Source organism: Sphingobacterium sp. 40-24 (assembly GCF_001899705.1).
GTDB lineage: Bacteria > Bacteroidota > Bacteroidia > Sphingobacteriales > Sphingobacteriaceae > Sphingobacterium > Sphingobacterium multivorum.
This window is the reverse complement of record NZ_MKWH01000016.1, coordinates 1-18,739: the sequence shown is the minus strand read 5'-3', so window position 1 is coordinate 18,739 and position 18,739 is coordinate 1. Positions and strand designations below refer to the sequence as shown.

16 protein-coding genes and 1 pseudogene are annotated in these 18,739 nt (G+C 38.8%); 10 read left to right on the top strand and 7 right to left on the bottom strand.

The annotated features are described in order from the left end of the window. Window positions 1-325 (top strand): transposase (locus BGP15_RS05840; RefSeq protein WP_286768946.1); only part of this gene is annotated, 325 nt, incomplete at its 5' end. Between the two features lie 75 nt (window positions 326-400). Here BGP15_RS05840 and BGP15_RS05835 read toward each other — a convergent pair. The 6 genes from BGP15_RS05835 to BGP15_RS05810 all read right to left on the bottom strand — a co-directional run bounded on the left by BGP15_RS05835 (window position 401) and on the right by BGP15_RS05810 (window position 6,683). Then, the gene (locus BGP15_RS05835) at window positions 401-1,276 is read right to left on the bottom strand and encodes an ORF6N domain-containing protein (protein WP_058699784.1); all 876 of its coding nucleotides are present in this window, start codon (window positions 1,274-1,276) and stop codon (window positions 401-403) included. Further along, on the bottom strand, window positions 1,273-3,357 hold the full coding sequence (locus BGP15_RS05830; RefSeq protein ID WP_058699785.1) for a type IA DNA topoisomerase: 2,085 nt from the start codon (window positions 3,355-3,357) through the stop codon (window positions 1,273-1,275). Before BGP15_RS05830 ends, BGP15_RS05835 begins: the two co-directional genes overlap by 4 nt. Before the next feature lie 19 nt (window positions 3,358-3,376). Continuing rightward, complete coding sequence (locus BGP15_RS05825) at window positions 3,377-4,831, bottom strand: DUF3945 domain-containing protein (RefSeq protein WP_058699786.1); 1,455 nt, start codon at window positions 4,829-4,831, stop codon at window positions 3,377-3,379. Window positions 4,832-4,919: 88 nt separating this feature from the next. Further along, window positions 4,920-5,228, bottom strand: coding sequence for a helix-turn-helix domain-containing protein (locus BGP15_RS05820; RefSeq protein WP_058699787.1), 309 nt, complete (start codon window positions 5,226-5,228; stop codon window positions 4,920-4,922). Between the two features lie 11 nt (window positions 5,229-5,239). Next, window positions 5,240-5,587: a helix-turn-helix domain-containing protein gene (locus BGP15_RS05815; protein WP_058699788.1), complete on the bottom strand. Its 348-nt coding sequence runs from the start codon at window positions 5,585-5,587 to the stop codon at window positions 5,240-5,242. A gap of 250 nt (window positions 5,588-5,837) precedes the next feature. Beyond that, complete coding sequence (locus tag BGP15_RS05810) at window positions 5,838-6,683, bottom strand: RteC domain-containing protein (RefSeq protein ID WP_058700049.1); 846 nt, start codon at window positions 6,681-6,683, stop codon at window positions 5,838-5,840. Window positions 6,684-6,967: 284 nt separating this feature from the next. Between BGP15_RS05810 and BGP15_RS05805 the strand changes: the two genes are divergently transcribed. From BGP15_RS05805 to BGP15_RS05765, 9 genes are all read left to right on the top strand, one after another. Continuing rightward, on the top strand, window positions 6,968-7,522 hold the full coding sequence (locus BGP15_RS05805) for a TetR/AcrR family transcriptional regulator (protein WP_058699789.1): 555 nt from the start codon (window positions 6,968-6,970) through the stop codon (window positions 7,520-7,522). A gap of 135 nt (window positions 7,523-7,657) precedes the next feature. Beyond that, complete coding sequence (locus tag BGP15_RS05800) at window positions 7,658-8,242, top strand: pentapeptide repeat-containing protein (protein ID WP_058699790.1); 585 nt, start codon at window positions 7,658-7,660, stop codon at window positions 8,240-8,242. Window positions 8,243-8,554: 312 nt separating this feature from the next. Then, entirely contained in the window at window positions 8,555-9,514 is a 960-nt protein-coding gene (locus BGP15_RS05795) for a FecR family protein (RefSeq protein WP_286768945.1), read from the top strand. Between the two features lie 252 nt (window positions 9,515-9,766). After that, a complete protein-coding gene (locus BGP15_RS05790; RefSeq protein WP_286768944.1) occupies window positions 9,767-11,068 on the top strand; it encodes a SusC/RagA family TonB-linked outer membrane protein in 1,302 nt (433 codons plus the stop codon). 81 nt (window positions 11,069-11,149) lie between these two features. After that, window positions 11,150-13,180 (top strand): SusC/RagA family TonB-linked outer membrane protein, encoded by a 2,031-nt coding sequence (locus tag BGP15_RS05785; RefSeq protein ID WP_286768943.1) that lies wholly within the window; start codon window positions 11,150-11,152, stop codon window positions 13,178-13,180. Window positions 13,181-13,192: 12 nt separating this feature from the next. Continuing rightward, complete coding sequence (locus BGP15_RS05780; protein WP_286768942.1) at window positions 13,193-14,686, top strand: RagB/SusD family nutrient uptake outer membrane protein; 1,494 nt, start codon at window positions 13,193-13,195, stop codon at window positions 14,684-14,686. Between the two features lie 5 nt (window positions 14,687-14,691). Continuing rightward, a complete protein-coding gene (locus BGP15_RS05775; protein ID WP_286768941.1) occupies window positions 14,692-15,429 on the top strand; it encodes a DUF4843 domain-containing protein in 738 nt (245 codons plus the stop codon). Window positions 15,430-15,439: 10 nt separating this feature from the next. Then, on the top strand, window positions 15,440-16,951 hold the full coding sequence (locus BGP15_RS05770) for a PKD-like family lipoprotein (RefSeq protein WP_286768940.1): 1,512 nt from the start codon (window positions 15,440-15,442) through the stop codon (window positions 16,949-16,951). Window positions 16,952-16,969: 18 nt separating this feature from the next. Further along, window positions 16,970-18,439, top strand: coding sequence for a TlpA family protein disulfide reductase (locus tag BGP15_RS05765; protein ID WP_286768939.1), 1,470 nt, complete (start codon window positions 16,970-16,972; stop codon window positions 18,437-18,439). A gap of 64 nt (window positions 18,440-18,503) precedes the next feature. Here the strand turns inward: BGP15_RS05765 and BGP15_RS05760 are convergent. After that, window positions 18,504-18,739: pseudogene (locus BGP15_RS05760) on the bottom strand (sulfatase); the annotation flags it as partial.

The window sequence follows — 18,739 nt, the reverse complement described above, 5'->3', positions numbered from 1 at the left end:
AGAAAAATGGGGCAAGAAATACCCACTTGCTGCCAAATCCTGGATGGATAACTGGACCAATCTTTCTACTTTCTTTGAATACGAGGATCAGGTTCGCAAGATTATATACACCACAAATCCAATCGAGGGAATGCACCGTCAGATACGAAAAATTATTAAATCTAAAGGAGCTTTCAGCTCTGAACAGGCGCTCATGAAATTGATGTATTTAATTATTAAAGATATTGCAAAAAAATGGACGATGCCAATGCATAACTGGGGCTTGACCATATCCCAACTTTATATTAGATTTGGGGATAGACTCAAATTAGAAAGAGGTTTTTAAGATTTAAATCCAATGACACAGTTTGAGTTACACTCCCCATAATAATGACAAAACCCTCCATATTCGGAGGGTTTGTTATTTGTTAAGTACCTGAAGAATTTTGCTCACTTCTATATTCATTCGTGAAAATGCGAACCATTTTTTGCCCAGGTCTTTAAGCGAAGCCCCAATGTGGTAAAGTTCCGTACTGTCAATAATTAATAAGCGGTCGTGGCTATCGGCAAAAACTTCAACTTCAATACGGGGATATTGACTGTTGTACCTTTGTAAATCCAACCGAAGCTGATTGCTGATGCTTTTGGTATAGATTGTTGCGGTTACAGATTGTTCTCGTTTACCTAGTAGCGTAAGTACAGTATCATCCACATAATTGTCAAGCAAGATAATGGACTCTTTAGCACTTCGAATAATATCTGATACAAAGGCGTAGGCATCGAAAACCTGTCCACTATAGAAAATCCCTTTTTCAATGTGTAGCTTGTCACTTTCCAGAGCTTTGAATATCTCTTCAAATTTTTGATCGGTTTCCAACTGTTTCAGTTCCATTTTATCCAAACGATGAAACAAAGAAGCATTACTGATGAGTATTCTACGCATTTCTACAAAGGCTTCCATAATCTCAACACTGACCTTAATCGCTGTAGACGAACGAAGAATGGCGGAAGCCATTGCCACACCTTGCTCGGTAAAAGCATAGGGTAAATAACGTCTTCCACCATAGTTTAAACTTGAGGTTCCAATCTGGAACCTCAAGTTTTCAGCTTCCTCTTCGGTTAACTGAAAACAAAACGATTGTGGAAATCTTTCGATGTTCCTTTTCACGGCTTTATTTAGGTTCTTAGTTTCTACCTGATATAAGGAAGCCAGATCGCTATCCAGCATTACGTGTTTATCTCGAATGGTGAAAATCAGTTTTTCTATTTCTTTTTTGGACAGGATTATATTACTCATTTCTTTTTTTGTTTATTGGGTGGAAATTCGAAAGAGCTTTTTCCGGTTGTATCCAACACAATGTATGCATCGAATTTTTTGCCTGATTTACTTTGCATTCCTTTTATGAGTTTTGTTCTTCGTGTTTTTAAAAGACTTTCAATATCATTGGTACTCAATAATACTCCGCAAACATTACGAAACTGTATCCAATTACAAACTTCATCGGGACATTTTATCACCTTATTCCAAATGAGGAGTTGCTGTTGTTTACATTTTGGACATTCCAGTTCAGGTTGTTTCTGTTTTACAATAGTAGATTCTAATAGTTCCTTTGTAATAAAATCTGCATATAACTCCATTTCTTTAAGAAATATGGTGGCATCTTCTTGATCATTTTCAATTTGCTGTAATGTTAACTCCCATTCTGCGGTCATAGCAACATCAGCAATCTTTTTGTCTTTAACTAAATCATAAACCTGCAAACCTTTTTCTGTTGGGATGAGTGATTTCTTTTCGCGACGAATATAGTCACGCTTAAAAAGAGTTTCTATTATAGCTGCTCTTGTAGCTGGGGTGCCAATACCAATCCCCTGTAAAATTTTACGTTCCTCTTCACTCTCAATTTCCCTCCCAGCACTTTCCATTGCTGATAACAATCCGGCTTCGGTGTACAATACAGGAGGTTTAGTTTTCTTTTCTATTACCTGCATACTTTTGATATTAACTTCTTCACCAACTTTCAGTTCGGGGATATCTTGTATAGGCTCACTGTCATCCTCACTAAAATTTCCACGAATAGCACGCCAACCCGGTTCAAGAATTTTACAACCTTTCAAAATAAAATCATAATGTATTACTTGTAAGGTAATATCTGTTATTTCTTTGGAGCATGGATGTGAGATGGCTTCCAATAATCTGAAAGCTATCATATCATAAATTGCATTTTCTTTGGCAGGTAATTCAGCGGGTATTTTTTCAGTAATGAGTAAACCATGATGATCCGTTACTTTGACATCGTTCACCATACGTTTATTGAAACGTCCCCATTTCACTTTTTTGCTGGCTTCCTTACACGATTCTCTGTTTTCTAGTAGTCTTACTAGACCAGGGATTTCAGCCCATAGATCTTCAGGAATATATTTACTACCTGTACGCGGATAGGTAATCAGTTTCTTTTCGTAAAGGCTTTGAGCAATGTTAAGCGTTTCATCCGCAGAGAGTCCAAGTTTTTTATTAGCTTCTTTTTGTAATCCTGTCAGATCGAACAATAGAGGCGGTTGCTCTGCTATCTTTTTACTCTCTGCTTCAATCACTCTAGCTATTCCAATACGCTGTAACGATTTCAGTATGTCTTCAGCTAGCTTTTTATCGTCCCATTTAGTTTTTGAAAGACTTTTGAAATCTATTGATTCCTTATGATGTTCCAGATTTATCTGCCAATAAGTTTTTATTGAGAAGTTTCTATTTTCCAGATACCTTTTACAGATGAGGGCTAATGTGGGTGTTTGCACTCGTCCAAGCGAATATACACCATGCCCAGCGGCAATACTCAATGCTTGTGAAGCATTGATGCCCACTAACCAGTCGGCACGACTTCTGCCTTGTCCGGCATGGTAAAGTCCATCAAAGTCACTACCAGGTTTTAGGTTTTCTAAACCGTGTTTAATGGCTTTTTCGGTCAAAGAACTTATCCAAAGACGCTCAAAAGGTTTATTGCATTTAAAGTAATCGTATATATAACGAAATATCAATTCCCCTTCACGTCCGGCATCAGTAGCTACAATGATACTTTCGCTTTTACTGATAACCTGCTCAATAATTTTTAACTGTTTTAAAGCTCCGTTATCAGGTACGTACGATTTGCCTTTTTTGATTTTCCTTACTGTCAATAAAAAGGGATTAGGAAGCATTGGTAAGGATTCTCTTTGAAAACCTGAGATACCATAATCTTCAGGCATTCCCAAAGCAACCAAATGCCCAAATGCCCAGGTAACGTAAAACCCATTACCTGTCAAGAATCCTTCTTTCTTTTCTGTTGCACCCAATATTGTGGCAATCTCTCTTGCAACACTTGGCTTTTCTGCTATTACTACTTTCATATTTTGCTATTTTGGAGATTTACATTTTTTTGCCTTTGGATTTAGCGGGAGCTTTTGGCTTTTCCTGTTGCTCTTGTTGCGTCTTACTGTCAGGGTTTTTCTGCCCTGTCTTTAAAGGCTCTTTTAAATTTTTTGTAGCCTCATTAGTTTTTCCCTGAGAATTAACAGCTGTCTGAGTTTTATGTGCTTCAACAGGTTGGATTTTTTCTTTCAACCTATCAGGGTTGTTAAACGAAAAGCCTGTTTTGCCTGTTTCCTTGTCAAAAGTTATATAACCCTGATATTTCTGGCCTTTTTTATCCAGTAATCCATCTACATATACAGTTTGACCTTCTTTGAATTTCTCGTACTGTTTGTCATCCAGTTCTTTTCCTCGGAAATTTCGCGGAGCTTCCTGAGAAGTACCTTGTAATTGTGTTTGCTGCTGATTTTGTGTCTGCTTATTGTTGGTGGTTCTATCAAATAAAAACTCTACATAACGTTTGTCGGCATTGAATTGAACTGTAGCATCGAATGAAGTACCTTTTTTTGAGATCATTCCCTCAATCAATAGTGGCTTACCCTCCATAAGAGTTTGTTTCTGCTGCTCATTCAATTGTACGCCTTTTAGTTCATCAGGTACTTTAATCTTATCTGTCCGCAGAGCAATAAGCTCATTGGTTAGTCTATCTACACTTATAATGGAAGGTATTGTTTCACCTGTTTTAGGGTTTTTAAGATCAACAGTTCGCCCCATATTGCCTGTTTTAATCAGATTCTCTTTATCCTCTTTGCTGAATTCATGCCCAAAGAAAGGGAAGTTTAATTGAGGTTCTTTTCTTACGCTATGGATAAGCATAACAGCTTTGCCATCTTCGCCGGGCTGTAAAGACAACCTGCCTTCAGGACGGGAAACAGCAGTTCCGAGGTTTAGCGTAACTGTTACCAATTCATTGGTTTTATATCCTTTTAAAAGAGGATCAAGCAAGTTTCTCTTTTCCAGATATTCTTTGCTCAATCCAAGATTGTTCATCATTTCCCAATCAATCTGTTCCGGCTTGAAACGGTATTCGCCTGTTTCCGGAGTTTTTTGTGTTGTTTCCATATTTTTATGATTTTCTTGTTTTAACTCTGGTTCTTTTACCTCATGCTTTGCCATTACTGATTCCCCTTCTTTAGTAGGTGTATCAATCTGTTGCTGCATTTTTTTTGCCGTATCAATTGCTTCATCAGCTGGTACTTTAAAAAATTTAAAATGGGTAGGATTCTTCAGTTGACGGAAAAAATTGGAAAAGAAGTTAGAAAACATATCTCCGTGTTTATCCACACGCATAAACTGATTTTGGTTTTTCTCATTTGGCTCTACAGTTTTGAGATTGCCGTCTTTATCAATTCCTTTGACAACCTGAATCCTGTTTTTTTCTTTGTCCAATACCAAAAGTGTTTCCGATAATTGATCCGGTAATTGCGGACTATCTATTGTTTCTTCACTCATAATTTTATTGTTTTAAAACTGTTATCTTTTCGAAAATAACCTATACACAAAAAGGTATGACCAAAGCGTCCTTTAGGGGCATTATTTGTCACTTGCTGTCTTTAGTACGGTGCAATGGAGTATTGAAGCTTTCTCTTACAAACTGATGTACGTCAGTTAATTTGTAATATAATTTACCGCTGATTGTATAGTATGGTAACTTGCCAGAAGAACGATAACGTTGTAAAGAACGACTACTGATTTTAAGCATCTGAAGTAAATCCTGATTATCTAATAATACTTCACCATCTATGGTGTTTTTCTTTTTTTCAATATCTGTTAAGCTATCTTTTAGCATATCGAAACGATCCATAATGCGTTCCATCCACGATATAAATTCTATTCTATCTATATTCATAATGTAGTCCTTTAAGAATTCTTTAGTTTTCTACCTTTCTCAATGTAACTCTTGCCTTTAGCCATAAGCTCCTGTACATATTCATCGCTGGTCTGTACGGCATTGGCATTAAGCATATCTTTTATAGCTCCAATGGTATAGAAATACTGTCCATACATTTTGGAATAAGCTATTTCTCCTTTTGTACGTATTCGCCAAAGTGTTTTTTCACTAATATGGAGATACTGACATACTTCATGGTTGTTCAGCCAGAGGCTATCATAGCTGGTATCTTCTGATTTCAGGATAAAATCATTAATTGCCTTTAACCGCTCATTGAGCTGTTTCCACGCTTCTTCTTCGATTGTTATAATTTTCATTGTACACGTATTTATTAATTACGATACAAAGTTGGATTGTCTGGCTGGTATTGTCTGCCAAGCTCTGCCAATTGGTTTGGAGTTTTTTTTAAATTTTCTTGAATCATATAAACACCTAGTTGTTAGGCATTAAGAATACATGAAAGCATCAGCAATAACGGTTTGTGAACATTTGCCAATTGGCAAATATGGGTAAAGAAAAAAGCAGTACGTTTAGGGTACTGCTTTTAAGATTGGTGTATCGAAGTAACTATAGATCTTTATCCATATATTCTTCAAGAGATATTTTAAGCTGATCTAAAAATGTAGTTCGCGAACCACTCCTAGTTTTCATTCTATGAAATGCATGATGTACATCGTTAAGAGGAATTTTAAAAAGTATCTGACAGATCAAGCCGAGCTTTCTAATCCCAATTTTGCCATGACAAATTGTTCCTGACGCATGTATTGCATAAATTAGTTCAATAAGTGCATTTTTTGAGTTTGTCCATGTTAATTCTTTTATAGAATCTATATGATCCAGTTTTATACCTGTATTATCATCAGGGGCTATCTTATTTATTAAATAAGAATATAGCAAATCATTTGAAATGATTTTGGCAATTTTGTAGTCATAGTAAGTTGAGAATTGTAAATCGATTTCAAAAGCAATACTATTTAATCCATCATAACAATTAACATTACCTAACCTGAAGTATAAATCATCTCTGTCAACCCTGCCTGAACGATAGTATCTATAAAAATCAGAATTACAGATGTGCTCACTGTAATCTATCTTCAATTTTTCAAGATGCTTAGAAAAGTACTTATGATAGATCTCACCTTCATTGACTGGACAAACGGTTTCTATTCTAAACAGCTTATTGTAGTAGATTAATTTTCCTAAAATATATGGTTTGATGTTTCGGAAGAAATCAATTTCTTCTTCGTTGTTTTTAAATCCGTTTGAGATTACATAATCTTTCACAGAGAGAAGTAAATCTTGCAAAAAAATCGTCATTTGGTAGGCTTCTTCTACAATCAGAGATAACTCTGAGGATAATCTACTCTCTTTACTGTTTATTTCAGCAATAATATTTGGCAGGGATATTCTCATAAGTGACATATTTAGAAATTAGATAGTCTCTTCCATATTTTACAAAATTTGTTATTATAAACGAGAAAATTTCCCAAGTACTAACCAACTTGGGAAATTTTTATCCATTTCTAGTAGCAATATTTTTATGTTTTAATCAGAAAAACACCATGAGGACATGTCTTATTAAAGGACATAACTGTTAATGAAAAAGTATTTAAAATAATTAATGATTCGATGTCAAAACAAACCAAACGTTCGGTATCTTTGCAAATGTTGCTTGTTATAAACTATAAAGATATAATTTGGAAAATAGCTCATATACCCGAAAAAAGGAACCGGAATTAAGTAAGCAGTTGATTATCGACGCGGCTATTCACATTGGATCAGAATCAGACTGGCACCACGTAACTTTTCAATCTATTGCTGATTGGACAGGTTTGAGTAAAGGAGGGATTATCCATCATTTTAGGAATAAGGAAGAATTACTGGATGAGCTAGTAAATCAAAGCCTGATTAACCTTACGGATAAAGTAAAAAAATACAGAGATCAAAATGTCGATAAGGATGGTGCTTTTGCTTATCTGAAATTTATCTTAGAAAAGAAAAATGATGAAAAATACGCTAAAACAATGCGAATCATTCTCCAAGCAATCATGATTAACTCCAAGTATCGCCTACAATGGGAAGATTGGTACAATCTTCACATTTTGCCAACCGATGGAGAGGAGTTGAGCATACATAGTACTATTGTTTTTCTGGTGGCAGATGCTATCTGGTACTCAGAAAATATGGGTAGTATACACCTTACTGAAAAAGATAAACCCAAGGTTTTAAATTTTTTACAGCAATTAAAGTAACCGATTCTTTATTAGGTATTAACACCAATTAATGGATAATATATTGAATCACAAAACAAATAAAATGATTCTCAAGTGCTTACTTAAAACTGTTGATATTTAAAATTAAACTTGTTTGGATATAAAATATATAAAATGGAAGAAACCGTAATTCATCAAGACAAAATATTTTCCGGTATAAATTACTCTGAAAAGAAACTGAGAAACAGAGAATTCATAAAGTGTGAATTTGTCAGTTGTGATTTTAACAAGAGTGATCTAAAGGACAATAATTTTGAAGATTGCACTTTTAAACAATGTAACTTTTCAATGGTGGACGTTGACGGAACCGGATTCAGGAATGCTGTATTTATTGGGTGCAAAATGCTGGGGGTAGACTTTGCAAGATGTAGCAAGTTTGCGTTTTCGTTTTCGTTTACGGAATGTCATTTAGACTACAGTAATTTTTTTGGAACAAAGCTTCGAAAAACTACTTTCAAGAACTGTACATTAAAAGACGTTGAATTTGGTGAGGCTGATCTGACGGCCTCTGAATTTTTAGGATGTGACCTTTCCTCTGCTATATTCTCTAATTCTATTCTAGAAAAAACAGATTTCAGGACAGCAGTAAATTTTGCTATAGACCCAGACGTTAACAAGATGAAAAAAGCGAAGTTTTCGGCACTTAACCTTGTAGGTCTTTTATACAGACATAATTTGGATATAGATTATGACAGCTAATAAATTATTTGACCAATCATAACCCGTTGAATTATCTGATAATTATCACTGAAGCATGCTGTACCAAGTAATTGCTTTTCCAGTGATTCATTGCTTTATTTTTTGTACTTTTGTAATTGAGTTACAAGGAATTTGAATATAAATGAATGCAGTAAGCACCATTACTAAATCATTACCAATAATAATTTCACACTGCCTAATTCGCTCTTAATTAACCGCTTTGGTCCTAATTGATTTTTTTTTAGAAAAAAAAGCAATTTGAATATAGGGGTACCCATAGTCATGTGGTACTATCATATAACGGACGATTTCATGAACAATAGTAATTTACAGCAACTAATCGACAAATACCTTCAGGGAACAATTTCTGTAGAAGAAAAAGAGCGTTTACTACTGTGGTATCGTCAGCAGCAGGAAGAGGAAAACATTTGGGAACTAGCGCCAGGAGAAACAGAGCAGCAGGTCGGTGAACGAATGAAAGCCAATATTTGGGCGCAAATGGATAATATACCTGTGCGTAAGCGTGTTTACTGGCCCTATGCGGCTGTAGCGGCGACGCTATTATTGTTTTCTTTTTCCATTTTGATGTGGAACAAATCTACTTCGAATGAACAGCAGGTGGCCTTTTCCAAATCGGAAGGATCGGCGAATCGATTTATCCTATTGCCAGATAGTTCACGTGTTGTTTTGCGGGCAGGGAGTAAACTTTCCTATCCCAATACCTTCGATGATGCAACACGTGAGGTTAGCTTGGAAGGTGAAGCATATTTTGATATTAAACATCGGAATAATCAACCTTTTATTATTCATACAGGGGAGATTAAAACAACTGTCCTGGGTACGGCATTTACAATAAAATACCCGGCTGACAGTAAGCAGATCGAAGTCCTTGTCGAACGAGGAAAAGTAAGGATAGAAAATGAAAAGCAAGTATTTGCCGAGCTTGTGGCGGATCAGAAAATCGATCTCAAAGAATCACAGTTGAAGGGTAAGGTTGAGAAAGTAAATACCGCATCGGCATTAAGCTGGAAAAGACAGGATATGTCTTTTGACGCTCTGGCTTTTGGTGATATCGCTAAAAATTTGGAAAAACGTTATGGAGTGGAACTACATTTTATCAATCCAGCTCTAGAAAATTGTCCCGTCAGCGGGAAATTTACCGGAAGCGAAACGATCGAAGAGGTCTTGTTGAATATCTGTGCTACGCGCAATGCGACCTATCGTAAGACAGCTGATGGTCAATATGAAATACAGGGAGAGGGCTGTCAATAAAAAATGGAGTGAAAAAAACTAACATACATTAACTTAAAAATCAACGCCTAATGAAAACGAAAAAACAAACTTAACAGCAAGTGATATAGTAAAAACTCCCTGGCCGTAGGAAGCAAAACAGGGAGCTGAGCTTATTCGATTATTGACAAACAATTAAACCCAATACAAATAATGCAAAAATTCTTGTTTTTTGCAAGTGGGGATTATTTTGCCCACTTTAACCCTAAACATCGAAAAATCTTTCTATCTACCATGAAAGTAAATTTGATCGGGGGCTTGTTGCTATCCAGTTCGCTACAATTGATGGCACTGCCCGAAACGTTGGGTCAACGGATGAACACAGTGAAGATTCACATGGAATCTTCGTCTATGTCATTAAAAAAGGCTCTTCAGGAACTTGAAAATAAATCGGGGATTACTATTTTCTACCCCAGTGATCTGGTGGAGCAATATATGGCCCCTACATTGGATAGGCAATCGCGGTCTGTCGCCCAGACTTTGCAGCTTATGCTTCGGCAAACCAATCTGAGTTTTAAGGAAACTTCTTTGGGGGTCGTTCTTTTCGAGGATCACGACAAACAGCGTAAGGTCAAAAATGAGCGTGAACAGCCTCGTCGTATCGGCGGGATAGTCTTAGATGACCAAGGTAAGCCTATTGCCGGTGTGACTGTCCTCACCAAAAATGGGAAGGAACTGGGGGGGCTATCTGGCAATAGTACTGCAACGGATCAAAATGGACATTGGGGATTGCCTGTTACTGGACCGGTGTCTACCCTAGTCTTTTCAATGATCGGCTATGAAACACAAGAGCTTGCACTCTCCGGTAGATCCGAATTTAAGATCGTGTTAAAAACGCTTGAAAATAGGATTGAAGATGTAGTTGTCACCGGGCTTTTTGAGCGGCCAAAGGAAATGTATACGGGTGCTGCGCGATCATTTACCAAAGAGCAGTTGCAGAATGTGAGCAGCGACAATGTGCTATCGGCAATCAAATCACTTGATCCATCTTTTCAAATGCCAGAGAATCTCAACTTGGGTTCTAACCCCAATGCATTACCCGAGGTCACGTTGCGCGGAGGAAATAGTCTTATCGATCCAAATAGCAGCGGAAGCAATCCTTTTAATTATTCAAATAACCCAAATACTCCCCTGTTTATTCTGGACGGTTTTGAAGTATCGTTATCCCGGATTAATGATCTCGATCTGACGCGTATCAAAAACATCGATCTACTTAAGGACGCTACAGCAACATCTATTTATGGGTCACGTGCGGCAAATGGTGTTGTTGTGATCGAAACCATTCGTCCAAAATCAGGCAAGCTCCAGGTCACCTATACAGGTAACATGACCTTGGAAATGCCCGATCTAAAGGGGTATGATGTACTCAATGCGGCCGAAAAACTCGAGCTTGAAAGACAGATCGGCGTATATGACTACAGTTGGAATGGTACCGATCAACAATTAAAAACGATCTATAACAACAGATTGGCTGCGGTACGTTCTGGTGTCAATACCGATTGGCTGGCACAACCGGTACGCACTGGTGTTGGGTAAAAGCATAATCTTTATCTCGAAGGAGGAAGGGAGGAAATTCAGTATGGAATCAACCTCAACTATTATAAAAATGCCGGTGTAATGAAGGGATCTAGTCGCCAAACGATGACTGGAAACACATTTTTGGCCTACAGATACAAGAACCTGATCTTTAAGAATGATCTGACTTTAGTGTCTAATAAAGGTACCAATTCACCTTATGGTTCATTTCGACAATATGCACAGCTAAATCCCTACTGGACCCCATACAACGCTGATGGATCTTATAAGGTATATCTCGAAGATATCCTTAATGAGGAAACGGGAAAACGGCTGACGAACTTTGATAGCTATGACAACCTCACTGGTTATGTGGGCAGGCCGGTAAATCCGCTATATGACGCGACATTGAACCTAGTTGATCAGACAAATTACCATAGTATAATCAATAATTTTGCCTTGGAATGGCAGGCGTATAGCTGGTTAAAATTAAAGGGAACTTTTGCTTACCTCTATCAAGCCGACGAATCAGATCGCTTCTTGCCTGCACAACATTCATCCTTTACCAATGTAGCAACCTTTGAAAAGGGGTCTTACACAAAAGGTTATGGTAAAAATCAACGTTATGAAGGTATATTCTCTGCCAATTTCAATAAAACCTTTGACAAGAATTTGATTTTCGCAACGTTGGGTGCGAATATTAGTCAGGAAAACAATCATACTGAAACGTTCAAAGTGGTTGGTTTTCCAAATGCGAGCATGGACAACATGAGTCAGGGACTTCAGTTTGCAACCGGTACAAAACCAGAAGGAACGGAGAATATCAAACGCTTGGCAGGTTTATTCTCTAACCTTTCTTTTTCGCACAATAGCCGCTATTTATTGGATTTTTCGTTCCGTTTGGATGGATCTTCCCAATTTGGTAGTGACAATAGATTTGCACCATTCTGGTCAGCAGGGGCTGGATGGAACTTGCATAAAGAACATTTTCTAGCACAAACCAAAGGAATAGACCGACTTAAATTGCGTTATTCCTTCGGTTATACGGGATCACAAAATTTTGATTCTTTCTATGGTAAAACAACCTCCCAGTATTTCAATTCCACAGACTACCGTGGGATGATCGGGACTTATTTACTCGGATTTGGAAATAACGCTTTGGCTTGGCAAAAGACACAGAAGAATAATCTAGGATTGGATTTAACACTTTTCAAGCGTTTTGATCTCACAGCCAACTATTATATCGAAAAAACGGAAGGTTCCATCGCGAGCATATCGACGGCGCCATCGACTGGATTTGACCAATATAAAGAAAATATGGGCGATCTCGAGGCGAAAGGCTGGGAACTTTACACCCGTTACAATATTTTGGCAAACAGTGCCAACCGGAATAACTGGTCTGTTTTTGTTAACCTCTTTTCGGTCAAGACCAAGATTACCAAAGTGTCCAATACCATTGCTGCACTAAATAAATCGGCCAATGAGAAGCTATCTTCTCTTCCGATTACCCGTTATGCAGAAGGACAATCGCAAACGGCGATCTGGGCGGTACCGTCGCTAGGGATAGATCCCGCATCGGGTTATGAGATTTTTAGAACAAGGGATGGCAAATTGACCAATACATACAATCCACTGGATCAGGTAATCGTTGGAGACTCGCGCAGTGATGTAGAGGGTACTTTCGGAACCAATTTCGAATACAATGGAATTGGTTTTAATGCATTTTTCCGATTTAGGCTGGGCGGACAGGCTTATAACCAAACACTCGCGGATCGGGTAGAAAATGTCAATGCACGTCTTTACAATGTGGATAGAAGAGTTGCCCAGGAGCGATGGATGAAACAAGGAGATCATGTATTCTATAAGGGACTGATCGATGCCGATGGCTATGCGATCAGTACGCCTACCTACGCAACTTCCCGATTTGTGCAAAATGACAATTTACTTTCCCTGGAAAGTGTTTCGGTCTTCTATCGTTTCAAAGATCAGTTGACCAAACGCTGGCGGATGAGCAATACTAAAATATCGCTGTATTCCAATGATGTTTTTCGCATGTCTTCGATACGCCGGGAACGTGGCCTTGACTATCCTTTTGCACGCTCATTTACACTTCAATTATCCACCAGTTTTTAAAAAGCAACACCGATGAAAATCATTTACAACAACAAGGCTTATAGTGTATTGCTTATTATAGGACTGGGTATTTTAACTCAATCCTGCAACAAATGGCTGGATGTACAGCCCAGTACACAAACAACCGAAGAAAAGCAGTTTTCGTCCGAACAGGGATATAAGGATGCTCTGATCGGAATCTATCAGAAAATGGCGCAGGCAAACAGTTATGGTAAAGAGCTTAGCTATGGATGCCTAGATGTGCTAGCACAGCTCTATCAGAGTAAATCCAATGCCAATACCGATACCTACGGGCAAATGGCAAGATATAATTATACTGATGCTACAGTTAAATCTACATTGAGTAGCTTATGGACGACACAATACAGTACCATCGCTCAGGCCAATTATATCCTCAAAGATATTGATGCCGATAAAGGACTTTTTACCGGAGTAAATTATCAGCTAGTTAAAGGTGAGGCTTTGGCGACCCGGGCGCTACTTCATTTTGATCTGCTGCGTCTTTTTGCTGCGTCACCAGTAGGAAATCCTACGGAGGATAGTCCAAGCATCCCGTATATGACCGCATTTACGGTCAACCCGGGCAAGGTTCTCCCGCGAGCCGAAGTACTTGCCTTATTGGAGAAAGATCTGAAAGAGGCAGAAGCATTATTGGCTGTATATCCGACAATAGACCAGATTAAAGATAATGCTGCGAATACCTCTTTGGAGGTCTTTACCATGTTTCGTCAAAACCGACTGAATGTTTGGGCCGTTAAAGCCCTACTGGCGAGGATCTATCTGTATCGGGGCGATAAGGTCAATGCGCTTAAATATGCCAAAGAAGTAATCGATAGCCAAAAGTTTGAATTTGTGAACGGCAATACCAACACCGTGAATGCAGCAAGTACCACTTCCAATGCGATTTTTAGCACGGAGCATATCTTTTCGATTTACAAATCAAACCTAAAAGAGCTATCGGACCGTTATTTCAAAACAGAAGCGGGCGCTCCTGAAAATGAGGATTTATTTACCACGTTGACCAACCTCAATAGCTGGTATGAGATCGCTGTTGCCGGACATGCCATTGATATCCGTGGGCCACAAGCTTCAAACAGCCGTTGGAATCAATTTAACGCCACAACAGTTTATAATACGAAGTATTATGTCGGCAACAATGTGACAAATGTTAATCAAAAGCTGGTTCCTGTGATCAAGCTTTCGGAGATGTATTATATTGCTGCAGAGGCGAGTGAAACGTTGGAGCAAGCCCTGAGCTATCTCAATAAAGTGCGTACAGCACGTTTGATACCAACTTTATCTGCGAGTACCATCAGTACGCCTACATTGCTAGAAGGTGAATTATTTAAAGAATATCGCAAAGACTTTTATGCTGAAGGGCAATTATGGTACTACTATAAGCGCAAAAACTACAGCACACTACAAAATACCGTTGGGGGTACCATGGATAATAGCAAATATGTTTTCCCTTTACCGGACAATGAAATTGAATTTGGCCTGAACTAGACAGCATGATGAAAAGATTATTCACCTTTATTGGAGCATGTGCTGCTCTGCTGTTCACTTTACTCGGATGTAAGGAGGACAATAAATTGATGTTCGATGACAGTGATCCCAAAGTTTACATTGATAAGCGTTATGCAGGGACACTGGTAGATAGCGTAAACTATAGCTTTGCCTTTCAATCGAAAGATATCCTTACGGATACCGTTCAAATTCCACTTCGGATTATTGGCTTGCCCCGCAATATTGACCGTCCCGTAGCCATTGCACTGACGGCAGGTTCTACAGCAAAAGAAGGTTATCACTTTAAGCTTGAGCATGCTGTAATTCCGGCCAATGCATCTGATGGTCTTGTAGACGTCATATTTTTTAGACGTGCAGGGCTCAAGGATAGCGTCGTTACGGCTGAATTAAAAATTATAGCAAATGCTGACTTTAAACCTGGATATAACGATAAGGCCGTATCTGCAGTGCTCGACCGATTGACCTGGCGTTTCACCTTAACCGATAAACTGGAAAAACCAAGCATTTGGGATTCCTATTGGAAAAATCTGTTTGGAGACTATTCCAATACGAAGATCCTGTTTTTAACACAGTTGCTCGATTATACTAATTGGAACCAGGGAGGATTGTTTCCACAGGATAGCAATCGGATGCTGGCTCAGGCACGATTAGGTATTTACGAATATGAAAAGGCCAACGGCCCGATGTTCGATGAAAATGGTAACAGGGTGATTATTCCCTAACTGAAATATTATGAAAAAAATAAAATTATATCAGCTATTATACCTGACTCTGATAGCACTGTTAAATTTCTCCTGTGCAAAAGATGAGGGTAACTACAGTTATACTGTGCTGGATAAGGTTAGTTTTCCTGAAGAAAAGAGTGACACGACAATCTTTATCCAACAGGGGAAGGCTTTGACGCTTTCACCACAGGTTACATACGATGGGGATGCGAATGACCTTTCCTATGAATGGTTTGTCTACCTTAATTCGGCAAGTGCAAGTTATGTACAGGACAGTACTTTGATTGCTAAAACAAAAGCGCTGAATTATACGGTTTCTCCAGATATTTTTGTACTGGGTGAAAATTACAAATTGACTTATAAAGTGACGAATAACAAAACCGGAATCGCTGTATTTCGTTTCTATCAGCTTGCGGTTCAGGATTTATTTACGCAAGGCTGGATCTTTTTGGAAGACCGCAATGGAAAAGCTGATCTTTCCATGATTTTGCGGAACGGTACATTATACCATGATATCTATAGTGGAAGGAATGCAAATTACCCTATTGCTAATCCCAAAAGCTTTAGCATATCGCCCCAATCCATCTCAGACGGAGTGGCACAGGATGGTAAGAAATTTTACATCGTTGGGGCCAGTGATGCCATTGAATTGGATGGCAATACCATGAAGAAACGTTTTGACTATGCGTATCTATTTTTTCAGGCTCCAGCAACGATCAAACCCGAGTATATCGCTTGGGGCGGTGCTGGGGGTAACAATCTTGGACTTTTGATTAACGACGGTAAACTGTATCCCAATATGGTCGGTGGTTTTCCCGGAGCAAAAAAATTTGGAGCTGAAATGAAGTCTTCAACGCATGAATACACGTATAATCTAGCGGCTCAACATATATCGGGCGCTAATTATTCGGATACCTACAATGTTTTTGTATTTGATCGGCTGAATAGGTGTTTTTATGCAGTTACTTCCAGCAATCTCAATGCTTTTGATGCAGCTTCACAGAATACAGCACTCTTCGACATGAATAATGTGGGTATGGATCTAATTAAACTGGATTCCTCCAATGTAAGTACTGTCCGCAATGCGATTATGCGCACTACAGATGGTTCTGAAGCCTATTTGCTGCAATTTCGAACCACGCCAACCGCTGCTGAGCCAACTATAAATGTGGCCAAACAACACTTGGACGCTCCAGGATTGACTAAAGCAGCCGACCTAAGCTGTTCTACTTTATCTCCACATATCTTTTATGTAGCCGATGCAAAACTTTATCGGTATGAGGTGACCTCTAATAGTTATACTGTGGAATATCAGCTACCGACGAATGAAACTGTCAGTAAAATAAAATTTGAACGGCATGGCTATGGTCAGGGCTTGCCGCGGTTGATTGTGGCGACTTGGAATGGGACAGAGGGAAAAGTCTATTATTTTAAAGTGAGCGCGACAGGCGCCATCCAGTCACTGGATAAAACCTTCACAGGTTTTGGGAGGATTATTGACTTAGCATACAAATACTAATTATAAAACAGACATAACATGAAATTTAAATTGATGATAGGCCTTTTGTTGGCCTCGGGAACAGTGCTCGCCCAACAAGTGGACCGTGCTAAAATGGAACGTTATTATCAGATTGCCAATGGTGGAAATGCCGAACGGAAAGACTCCTTGGCAAATGCTCTATTTGCTGAATCAAAAAAATATAATTCAGAAGATGAATACCGTACGGCAATCAATGTCCTACGAACACTGGAAAAGGAAGACAAACAGCTTGCTTTGGAGAAAATTGCGACTAAAAAATATCCGAAAGGAAAGATTACACGGGAAGCATTTGTGACAAACGTGTTCTACAAAGCAGAGGAAACCACGGCTAAAGAAAAAGCTTATTTGGAGTTGATAAAAAAATGGCCAGTAGCTAATTTTCCAGGTGATGAACTAACCTATGATTATGTATTGGGATCTTTGGCAACTTCTTTCGCAAAAGATGGTAATGCTGAAAAAGCAACCTATTATTTAGGTGAGATGAAAGAGCGGTTCTGGCGAGGAAATGGCTATTTGCCAACGGGACAAGCATTATTAGCTGCTGGAGATACGGCCGCTGCAGCGCCAATTTTTAAGACCGCAATGGATGATGCTTATTACTATATCAGTTTGCCGGAAGAACAAAAAGATAATAAAGCCAGATTTGCCTCCATGGGCTATGCCAGCGCGATGTCGGCTTATGTCAATATTTTAGTTGGACAAGGAAAATATCGGGAGGCACTTGACTATATTGATAAGGCTTTGGTAGCAGCACCTGAACAAGCCGATGGGTTGGCGAAAGTGCATGCAAAGACGCTATTAGGCGTCAACCGCAAGCTTGAAGCCTACAATATCTTATCTAGGCTCTACGCCAAAGGTCAATTTGAGACTGAGCCCGAGTTGAAGAAATTGTATGGCGATCTTAATGGTACTTTAGCAGGTTATGAGCAATATAATGCCACTCTTAAGGAAGAGCTTGTTAAAAATATTCGTGAACACATCAAAGGAAATGAGGTTTTCAAGAAGGCACCTGATTTTGAATTGTTAAACTTGAAAGGTGATAAAGTCAGTTTGGCTAGCCTCAAAGGAAAAGTTGTCGTACTCGACTTTTGGGCAACCTGGTGTCAGCCCTGTGTACGTTCTTTTCCAGGAATGAAAGCAGCACAGGAGCTCTATGCGAATGATAAAGATGTACAATTTATTTTTGTGAATACCTGGGAACGCGACAAAAATTACAAAGAGAATGTCGCGAAGTTCATCGACAAAAATCAATATCCTTTTGAGGTGATTTTTGATGATCAGAAAGATCCGGAAACAGGAAAAGTGTTGGCGGGTAAATTGGGTATAAACGGTATTCCTTCCAAATTTATTTTGGATAAGGACGGTAATATTCGCTATATGCTAACAGGATCGACCCCTAATGTTGATTACATTAAATTAGAAATGCGTGAACTGATTGAATCCGCAAAAAAAGAGAAAAAAGGATAAACAAACAAAGCCCCGATATGTATTGTCGGGGCTTCGTTATGATAAATCACCCAAGCAGCCCTCCTTAATCCATCAGCTTAATTTGATCGGGATAGGGGATCTGCTGTCCCGTAGCTTTGTAGGTCGGCAACTGAGCCTTCCAGGTCCGGAGCTGATCCGAAAGTAATTTGCTGAGTTCGCTGGTTTTACCCGTCATTTTTGGGGCAAGGTTGTTGAGCTCACCGATATCTTGCTGCAGGTTGTAAAGTTCAAGCTTTCCATTTTTCATGTCGTAAAGCAACTTATAATCACCTTGTCTTA